We start from the raw sequence: 8,889 nt of genomic DNA, 5'->3' as shown, positions 1-8,889 counted from the left end.
TTCCTTCATCCGCGCCTTGCTGACGGGCCGACAACCATTCTTGCAAGATGATCGCGCCGAAGGGTGCGGCGAACAGTCCGGTGTCGGACAGGATGCTCCAGATACCGTTGTTGATGATCCAGGCCAGCAGCGAGAGGTAAAACTCCAGGTAGCTGTTGGTGCTCATGAGCATGGTGGTGACCTCACAGTCGGGTAATGGCGTGGTGCGCAGTGACCTTGCCATCGTTCCATGCTCGTGAGCGCAATGATCGATCGACGCTTCCGAGCGCTGGGCGCAATGCGGGATCCATTCTGAGCAGGGCATCGAATACCGCGGCGACCTCGTTGAACATGCTCTCTGGCAAATGACGGCAATCGCTGCGCGGATAACGACCGCCTCGAGCGTTGTTTTGATGCCGGAATAGATGGCCTGCTGATCAAACCTATCAGACCGGCCAAACTGCAGCAGATGATTGAGCTCTGGTGCGACGTGTCCCTGCTGATACCCCAGGTGCAACTATTGTTTGAGCAGAAGCAAGAAGGAGAGGAGGAATATGCTGAACTTTGCAATAACCTCAGGAGCCTGATTGAGGCGGTCGCCCTATGCGATCGGCACTGGGCGTTGCAGGCATTGCATCAATTGCGCGGTGAGGTGCTGGCTATTGGTTGGGTGGATATCACGACCCCGATTGACGTGATCGAGCAGCTGTTGAGTGATGACGTGAACTGGCTCGCGGCAGCGATTTACGAGTCTCTTGGCGTTTTGCTCAAACAGTGCTCTCAACTCCTCCGTGCTGTTCAGGCAAGCTGAACTGCTTGCTCATCGGACATCTCTTTCTCGGCTAGGGTTTTCGCCTAAATTGGTGGCCGGGATCAGTAGGCCACTATAAGTCCCGGGACAGATCAGTCTGGCTGAGGGGGTTTTTAAGAGTATTCCTAGCGATAAGGATGGGGGCGGCATGTAGCATGGCATCTCCGTTTTGCAAGAAGCCGAAAATGTATTTCCAAAAGTCTCAATGGAGCGCATTACCCTTATTGGCGATGCCCCTGTTTGTTGTCGCTGGTGGAGTGTCGGATACCTCTACTAAGTCCAGTGCGCGCATGGTCTATCGTCCCGAATGCCGGTGGGTGGATGCGGTTACTACACAGCCAGAGGTTGCGCCGGCGGTGCGTAAGCCCGTGGAGAATGGCACCGGTGCAGAGCGTCGACCGGCATCTCCGAGCGACATGCGGTTCTCACTCCCTACTAAGCCGGTGCTGGATTTGTCGGTGGGCCACCTTGTCGTGGAAGATGCCAAGGTGGACCCCGGAAACGCCAGGCTCGATCTCTGGCAGGCGGTGACTTTGGCGGTGGAGGTCTACCCGTCGATCCGCGACGCCGCGGCCCGGGTCGATCAGCAGCGTGAAGCCATCAACGTCGCCAAAGCCGGCTACCTGCCAACCGTCCAGGTCGGCCTGAGCACTGGCAAGCAGGGTATCTACGGTAACGGGCAGAGCCTGTCGCTGAACGCCTCTCAGATGCTCTACGACTTCGGCAAGGTGGCTAACTCTGTGAAGGACGCCGAGGCTGGTGTGCGCGTGCAGCAATTGCAGATGATGGCGGCCACCGATGAGGTGGCTCGGCAATCAGCGCAGACCCTGATCGAGGTATCGCGTTACAACGAACTTCTGGATGTGGCCAATGGGCAGAGCGAAGGTGTCAAACGTCTGCGCGAACTAGCCCGACAGCGTGCAAGAGACGGTGCCAGTACCCAGGCGGACCTGATCCAGGCACAGTCGCGAGTGGAGGCTGCGCAGTCGGCGCTGCTGGCTATCCAGACCCAGTTGCAGCAGCAGCGTACCAAGCTACATATAATGATCGGCCGTGACCTCACCGGCACCGATGTCAGCGTGCCGGCCGAGCGCCTGCTGCAATCCGTACTGGGTATCGAGCCGACCCCGGAACACCCCGTCGCGGTGCGCCTAGCCGAGGCTCAGTTGGATGAGGCGCAGGTGCAATTTTCGCTGGCCAAATCCAATACCATGCCGACTTTCACCGCCGACGGCGGAGTCAGCAAGTACATGGGCAGCGCTGGCGACCAGGTCTATACCCTGACGGTCGGTGTTAAGCATGACTTGTTCGCCGGTGGCGCGCCGTCGGCGCGGGTTCGCGGCGCGGGCCTGGGGGTGCGGGCGGCGGAAGAGCGCATTTACACCAGAAAACTCGAATCCAACGACGAGTGGACCGCTCTACGGCAGCAGATGAGTGGCCTTAAGGACCGTCTCAAGGTGCTCGTCGAGCGACAGAAGAACATCTACGACACCCAGCAGCTATACCGCGAGCAGTACCTCTCGCTGGGCACTCGCACGCTGCTCGACTTGCTCAACACTGAGCAGGAAATTTTCCAGGCACGCAGCGACCTGGTAAACGTACGCCACGACTTGTGGGTCGCTCAGGTGGGCTTCATCAACGCCACCGGTTACATGCACGACGTCTTCCAAATCAAGGAAGAGCTCTAAATGACTACGCAAGCACGGAAGTCAGAAGCTGCCTATGTGCCTTGGCTTGAATCGATGCTGTTTCTGGCCCGACACTATCGTCTCGATGTTTCTGAGGAGCGTGTTCGCGTTGGTCAAGAATGGTTGCCCAATCAGGACCTCGACCAGCAACTGCAGTGCATGGCCCGTGACATGGGTATGTCGCTGCGCAGCGAACCGCTGAGCAAGGGTGTGCTGGATCCCTGGCGCTTGCCAGTGCTGGCGCAGTTCTCCGGCGGTCAGGTCGGAGTTATCGAAAGCATTGATGGCCAGGGGCGTGTTGGCGTGCGCCTGAGCGGCGAGCAGGGCGTGCTGCAGGCGCTGCCGGTACAGGAGGTGAGCGAGCGGGTGCAGCGGGTCTTCTGCCTGCGTCCGGAAATTGCCGTACCTGACGTGCGGGTCGACGACTATATCAAGCCTTACGAGCGGAACTGGTTCTGGAGCATCGTCCTCAAGGACTGGCGCTGTTATGGCGACATCATGCTCGCCTCGTTGGTCGCCAACGTATTGGCGTTGTCCTCAATGATCTTCTCCATGCAGGTATACGACCGCGTGGTGCCGGCGCAGTCTGAGGCAACCCTGTGGGTGCTGTTCGGCGGGGTGATACTGGCGGTGGCCATCGAGTTTGGCATGCGCCTGGCGCGAACCAGCCTTTCTGACAAGATCGGCAAGCGCGCCGACCTGCGCATTTCCGACCGGGTCTTTGGCCACGCTCTGCGCCTGCGCAACGAGGCCATGTCAAAGTCCACCGGTTCGTTCATCTCGCAATTGCGTGAGATAGAGCAGGTGCGTGAACTGATCACCTCGACTACCCTTGGCACCTTGGCCGACCTGCCATTTTTCTTCCTCTTCCTACTGATGCTCTGGGTGATCGGTGGTTATATGGCACTGGTGCCGATGGCGGTGTTGCCGCTGCTGATCATCCCCGGCCTGCTGGCTCAGAAACGCCTGGCCAAGCTATCCAAAGAAGGTATGCGCGAGTCGTCGATCCGCAACGCCATCCTGGTGGAGGCGGTGCAGGGCATTGAGGACATCAAGCAACTGCGCGCCGAGCAGCGCTTCCAGAACCAGTGGAACCACCTCAACACGGTGTCGGCCGACATCAGCATGCGCCAACGCTTCATTTCCGGCGCGCTCATGACCTGGACCCAGGAAGTGCAGACACTGATCTATGCAGTGGTGATCCTGGTCGGTTGCTTCCAGGTGATGGAGGGCAACATGACCATCGGTGTGCTGATTGGCATGTCGATTCTGTCTTCGCGGATGATTTCGCCGCTGGCGCAGATCTCTGGGGTCATGGCGCGCTGGCAGCAGGCTAAGGTCGCCCGCGAGGGCCTGGAGGAGCTGATGAAGCGTCCGGTGGAAACCGCGGACGCCGGTTGCCTGCTGCACCGCCCTGTGATCCACGGCGATTTCACCTTGGAGAACGTGCGTTTCCGCTACCGCCAAGAAGATAAGCGCCAGGCCATCGAGGTTGGCCAACTGAATATATCCGCTGGCGAGAAGGTGGCCATTCTTGGCCGCAACGGTGCCGGCAAGTCCAGCCTGCTGCAACTGATGGCTGGGATGTACCGGCCACAGGAAGGCATGCTGATGCTCGACTCGCTCAAGCTAGATCTGATCGACCCCTACGACGTACGCCGTGACGTAGCCTTCCTCAGTCAACAGGCCAATCTGTTCTTCGGCACGCTGCGTGAGAACCTGACCATGGGTCGACCCAGCGCCAGCGACGACGAGTTGCTTAACGCCCTGCGCCTGAGCGGCGCCCTGACGATGGTGCAGGAGCAGCCTGATGGGCTCGATCATCAGATCCTCGAAGGCGGTCGCGGGTTGTCCGGCGGCCAGCGCCAGGCGTTGTTGTTGGCCCGTACGCTGTTGCGTGATCCACGGGTTCTGCTGCTTGACGAGCCTACTGCCTGGCTCGACGAGCTCGCCGAGCAACAACTGGTCCACAACCTGAAACCTTGGCTTAACAACCGCACCCTGGTGGTGGCAACCCACCGTCCTGGTGTGCTGCGTTGGGTTGACCGGATCATTGTAGTCGATGGCGGCAAGGTGGTACTGGACGGCACCAAGCAGGCGGTGCTGGACAAGCTCAACCGACAGGTGGAAAAACCGGCCGCCGCAACTGATGGCCCGGACGGTGCCGCTGCCGCACCGGGTGGTGCGGCAGCGGTGGCTGAGTCGGTGCCTGCTGTGGCGGTGCACGGGAATCCGTCGAAAGCGACCGCGCGGCTGACTCCGCGGGAGTCATCATGAAGGTTAATTCGATTCGGTTGCCCAGGCCCGTTGCGCCAGGCTGCGAACTCTTTGTCGAGCAGCAGCGCGTGCCGGGTGCCTCGCGCGTAGTCTGGGGCGCTTTCGCCGCCATGCTGCTGCTATTTATCTGGGCTTACTATTCCAAGCTGGATGAGGTCTCCACTGGTAGCGGTAAGGTGATCCCTAGTACCCGCGAACAGGTCATCCAGTCTCTGGAGGGCGGCATCCTCTCGCAATTGCGGGTCAAGGAAGGCGACCTGGTGGAACCCGGGCAGGTGCTAGCCCAGCTGGACCGTACCAAGACTGAGTCCGCGGTGGATGAGAGCGCCGCGCGGGCACGTTCGGCCCTGGCCATGGCGGCGCGCTTACGCGCCGAGGTCGACGGCGATGAGCCGGTGTTTCCCGCCGAGGTGATGAAGGAGCCGGATCTGGTGAAGTCCGAGACGGCGCTGTACAAGTCCCGCCGTGAAAGCCTGCAGAAAACTCTTAGTGGTATCAGCGAGGCCCTTACCTTGGTCAACAAGGAACTGCAGATGACCTCGCGTCTGGCCGAGGCCGGTGCGGCTAGCAACGTCGAAGTGTTGCGCCTGCGACGCCAAGCCAACGAACTGCAGCTTAAAGCCACAGAGACCCGTAACCAGTACCTAGTGAAGGCTCGCGAGGACCTGGCCAAGGCCAATAGCGAAGTGGAGGCGCAGCAGTCGGTGACCCGTGGCCGAGCAGACTCGCTGTCGCGTCTGACCATCACCTCGCCGGTACGCGGTATTGTCAAGGACATTGAGATAAACACTGTCGGCGGAGTGATCCCGCCCAACGGTCGTTTCATGACAATCGTTCCGGTGCAAGACCAACTGTTGGTGGAGGCGCGCGTTTCTCCGCGCGATGTCGCCTACATCTATCCGGGCCTTCCGGCCATGGTCAAGATCAGCGCTTACGATTATTCCATCTACGGCGGCATGGACGGTCAAGTGGTGAGCATCTCGCCTGATACCATCCAGGACGAGGTTCGCCGCGACCAGTACTATTACCGGGTATTCGTGCGTACCGAGACTGATTCGTTGAAGAACAAGAACGGCAAGGCCTTCTCGATCTTCCCTGGCATGGTAGCTACCGTGGACATCCACACCGGCACCAAGACCGTCTGGGATTACTTGACCAAGCCGCTTAACCGCGCCCGCGAAGCGCTGCGCGAACGTTGACTTAAGCTCGCGCCGCCCCGCCTACGGGAGCGCTGCGAAGCGGAAAGTACTGGCAAGCACGTCAGCGAGCTTTTCTTTGCCCTGGGCCGCTGCGAGCGGGGCCTGCGGACTGACAGGTGTTGGCTGCAACTGGTGCCAGTGTTGACCGATGCGGTAGTCAACTGCGTGAAGCTGGAGTGTTGGCAGGAATCCATCGACATGCTCGCCGCGGGCAGCAGCCTAGTGCTGTTCGATGCATTGTTCCACGCTAATTGCGCATTGCGCCAGTGGGGTAGCCCAAGGCGCAGTGAAAAGATATGTGGAGGCTGTGATCGATCCGATTTTCTATCCTGACTCGTATGGGTACAGGCCCGGAAGATCGGCCCACGATGCTTTGCGTCAATGCTCCATTCGGTGCCGTCGTAAGAACTGGGTACTGGAAGTGGATAGACACGATCAAACACTGGCGCATCCATCGATCCACTACGGATGACCTGAGGGATTTTTCTCGCAGGTACAACGCTGTGATTCGAGGATGGATCGAATACTACGGTAAATTCTGGTACAGAAACTTCAGCTATCGATTGTGGAGCGCGTTGCAATCGCGCCTGCTCAAATGGATGAAGAGCAAGTACCGAATCTCTATACGTCAAGCGGAGCATCGGCTGCGTCTTGTTCGAAGAGAGAATCCGGAGCTGTTCGCGCATTGGTATTTACTACGTGCATCGAATGTGTGATCAAGAGCCGTATGACGGGAGACTGTCACGTACGGTTCTGTGAGCAGCCGAGGGGTGAAATTCCCTTCGGCTGACTCGACTTGCTGGATCGCTGCGCAGCGGTAAGCGGGCTGCGGCCATCATGAGTTTGATCCAATCGGCGCGCATGAACGGGCATGATCCGTATGCCTATCTCAAGGATGTGCTGAAGCGACTGCCGACGCAGCGGGTCCGTGAGATCGCACAATTGCTGCCGCATCAGTGGGTTCCGTCCTGACTACCCCAAGAAAAGCTGTAAGCGCACTTAGGCTTCAGTGAGTTTTTTCCGAAGAAAGCTCAAAGCATCCTTGAAAACCTGATGCCAATTCTCAGAGGGCTCGCTCACGTGCGGATGCCAAAAGAATCTGAATTCATGGCCTCCATCATCTTCTGCAAAATGCATCCAAGTATCTGGAAGGTCTTGGGCAACATGACATTCATGAAATGCCCATGTGTATCCAGTTACGATGCATCGCCGCTGCCCCAGATGTCGCCCAACTGTCGACTGAATCCCTGCTTCTTCTTTCAGCTCTCGAACCGCAGCCAGGTCGCTTGACTCACCTGGCTCGACACTGCCTTTGACCAGCTGAAAGCCTGCTAATGGATGCTCGAACGCTAAGATTTCCAGCGTTTCTCGGCCTCGCAGAACTACAGGACAAGATTTATCTGCTTCCATGCCGTCAAACCTACTCCGATCCTTACGCGTGAGTCGGGAAGAATAAGCGAAGCAAGCTGCCATCGAAACCGGAGAGGACGAAAGATTCACAAGGTGTGTTTGCCGTCCGCTTACCGCTGAGCCTGCGTGAGCGCAACCTGATCGTTTTGCCGCTCGGCGGTAGTGCCAAGTATTGCGAGACTACCGTGCTTAACGTGCTGGAGCAGGCGCGCTCGTATCTTGGCTGGGTCTGCCGTTTCTAAACTGTTGATAGTGCGCCCGAGACATTTGTCCGCCGCCTGCTCGACGGCCGTGGCCAGGTGATTTGCGTCGATGACGCCGCTCCTAGCCCAGTGTGGCGTTTCCCCGTCCTGGACGATCCGCAGGTTCCCAATGCCCCGGCATCAGCCGGTCTTCGATCTCCGGCGGGTGCACATGAATGCTGACCATCTCTGGGTGGCTGGCCGCGTCGCCAGGGCGCGGTCTGCGTGCCGTTTTGCTTTGGCGCAGGCAGATGATCAGTTCCTTACGCAGCTCGCCGACCGGCAAGGCATAGATGGCGCTATAGATCGTTTCGCGACAGACATAGGCATCTCTGAGGCTGGGAATGTTCATGCTGCGCAGCTTGCCGGCAAGCTGCTCGGGAGACAAATGCTCACGCAGCATATGGGCCGCCAGCTCGAAGCGCTCGCTATTCAGCCCAAGCGGGAGCGCATTATCCATCAGTCGTATCGACTTCGTGATGAGGCGCAGGCGGGTTTATTTGACTACATCGAGCGGTTTCATAACCGTCGAAGGCGTCGTGAGCCTGGATTTAGGAGTGTTCTTATTTTCTTGCTTGCATGTCATCTTTTATCCTTTAACTCGGATTTCTTTAACTCGACCTGAGCTGGTTATCCGGGGGGTGAGGATGCGCCTAAAACATGGTTGGTAAGTGTAGAACACTTTAGCAAGACGGCCGCCTTTGTGCTTTGAAATATGGACGGAGTAAATATGGTCACGATTCAACTGATTGCAAAGAGTACAGGGCAGTTGACGGATGCTAGCGGCAACAACCTGTTGTCGCTAGTGCGGCCGTGCGTGGTAAAAATCGCTACTTCACCGGATGACCTTAAGTCCATTAGTCGTAATGGCGAGAGCTTGGTGGTGCGTCTGAAGAGTGGTGAGGTCATCACCATCGACAATTTTTTCCACAGTGTTGACGGGGTACGCAATGACCTGGTCCTGGAGGAGCCGAGCAATCGCCAATTGTGGTGGGCCGACTACTCCGACCCTTGGGCCGGCACCGAAGTGCTGGAGCTGGGCTCCATCGATGAACTCCTCATCGAACAGTCCGACGACTTGCTCGGCCTGTTGCTAGCTGGCGTTGGCCTCGGCACCATTGGCCTGGTCAGCAGCGGTGGCGGCGGTGGCGGCTCCAAGGATGAGGGCGGTTCGCTGCCCGACGCCCCGGAAATTCTGTTCAACAACCTCCTGGGCCTGGCCGGCACTGCCGAGCCGGGCGGCCTGGTCAGCGTGCACCTGCCTGACGGCAGCAGCGTGACGA

General features: G+C 58.7%; 7 protein-coding genes and 4 pseudogenes. 8 read left to right on the top strand and 3 right to left on the bottom strand.

Features of this window, described 5'->3' with window-relative positions:
- A pseudogene (locus tag E4P00_RS21250) lies at positions 1–172 on the bottom strand (conjugal transfer protein TraG); the annotation flags it as partial.
- Between the two features lie 297 nt (positions 173–469).
- Between E4P00_RS21250 and E4P00_RS21245 the strand changes: the two are divergent.
- The 5 genes and pseudogenes from E4P00_RS21245 to E4P00_RS21225 all read left to right on the top strand — a co-directional run.
- Positions 470–790: a hypothetical protein gene (locus E4P00_RS21245; RefSeq protein WP_248132967.1), complete on the top strand. Its 321-nt coding sequence runs from the start codon at positions 470–472 to the stop codon at positions 788–790.
- A gap of 458 nt (positions 791–1,248) precedes the next feature.
- On the top strand, positions 1,249–2,478 hold the full coding sequence (locus tag E4P00_RS21240) for a TolC family protein (RefSeq protein ID WP_248132965.1): 1,230 nt from the start codon (positions 1,249–1,251) through the stop codon (positions 2,476–2,478).
- On the top strand, positions 2,479–4,755 hold the full coding sequence (locus E4P00_RS21235) for a type I secretion system permease/ATPase (protein WP_248132963.1): 2,277 nt from the start codon (positions 2,479–2,481) through the stop codon (positions 4,753–4,755).
- Complete coding sequence (locus E4P00_RS21230) at positions 4,752–5,954, top strand: HlyD family efflux transporter periplasmic adaptor subunit (RefSeq protein WP_248132961.1); 1,203 nt, start codon at positions 4,752–4,754, stop codon at positions 5,952–5,954. Before E4P00_RS21235 ends, E4P00_RS21230 begins: the two co-directional genes overlap by 4 nt.
- 798 nt (positions 5,955–6,752) lie before the next feature.
- A pseudogene (locus tag E4P00_RS21225) lies at positions 6,753–6,926 on the top strand (transposase domain-containing protein); the annotation flags it as partial.
- Between the two features lie 27 nt (positions 6,927–6,953).
- Here the strand turns inward: E4P00_RS21225 and E4P00_RS21220 are convergent.
- Positions 6,954–7,364, bottom strand: coding sequence for an NUDIX domain-containing protein (locus tag E4P00_RS21220; protein WP_248132959.1), 411 nt, complete (start codon positions 7,362–7,364; stop codon positions 6,954–6,956).
- 95 nt (positions 7,365–7,459) lie between these two features.
- Here E4P00_RS21220 and E4P00_RS21215 point away from each other — a divergent pair, with 95 nt between their 5' ends.
- Positions 7,460–7,606, top strand: coding sequence for a hypothetical protein (locus E4P00_RS21215; protein WP_248132957.1), 147 nt, complete (start codon positions 7,460–7,462; stop codon positions 7,604–7,606).
- 124 nt (positions 7,607–7,730) lie between these two features.
- Here the strand turns inward: E4P00_RS21215 and E4P00_RS21210 are convergent.
- Positions 7,731–8,036: pseudogene (locus E4P00_RS21210) on the bottom strand (IS30 family transposase); the annotation flags it as partial.
- Positions 8,037–8,045: 9 nt separating this feature from the next.
- On the opposite strand from E4P00_RS21210, the pseudogene E4P00_RS21205 reads away from it, so the two are divergent.
- Both E4P00_RS21205 and E4P00_RS21200 read left to right on the top strand, forming a co-directional pair.
- Positions 8,046–8,231, top strand: a pseudogene (locus E4P00_RS21205) (IS3 family transposase); the annotation flags it as partial.
- 105 nt (positions 8,232–8,336) lie between these two features.
- Positions 8,337–8,889: BapA prefix-like domain-containing protein (locus tag E4P00_RS21200; RefSeq protein ID WP_248132955.1), on the top strand; the 553-nt coding region annotated here is incomplete at its 3' end.

The organism is Pseudomonas sp. B329 (assembly GCF_023127835.1).
GTDB lineage: Bacteria > Pseudomonadota > Gammaproteobacteria > Pseudomonadales > Pseudomonadaceae > Aquipseudomonas > Aquipseudomonas synxantha_A.
This window is presented reverse-complemented; position numbering and strand designations above follow the sequence as displayed.

Excerpts from the sequence above, each read along its gene's own strand:
- E4P00_RS21235 (WP_248132963.1), top strand. The coding sequence starts at position 2,479 with ATGACTACGCAAGCACGGAAGTCAGAAGCTGCCTATGTGCCTTGGCTT.
- E4P00_RS21230 (WP_248132961.1), top strand. The coding sequence starts at position 4,752 with ATGAAGGTTAATTCGATTCGGTTGCCCAGGCCCGTTGCGCCAGGCTGC.
- E4P00_RS21220 (WP_248132959.1), bottom strand. The coding sequence starts at position 7,364 with ATGGAAGCAGATAAATCTTGTCCTGTAGTTCTGCGAGGCCGAGAAACG.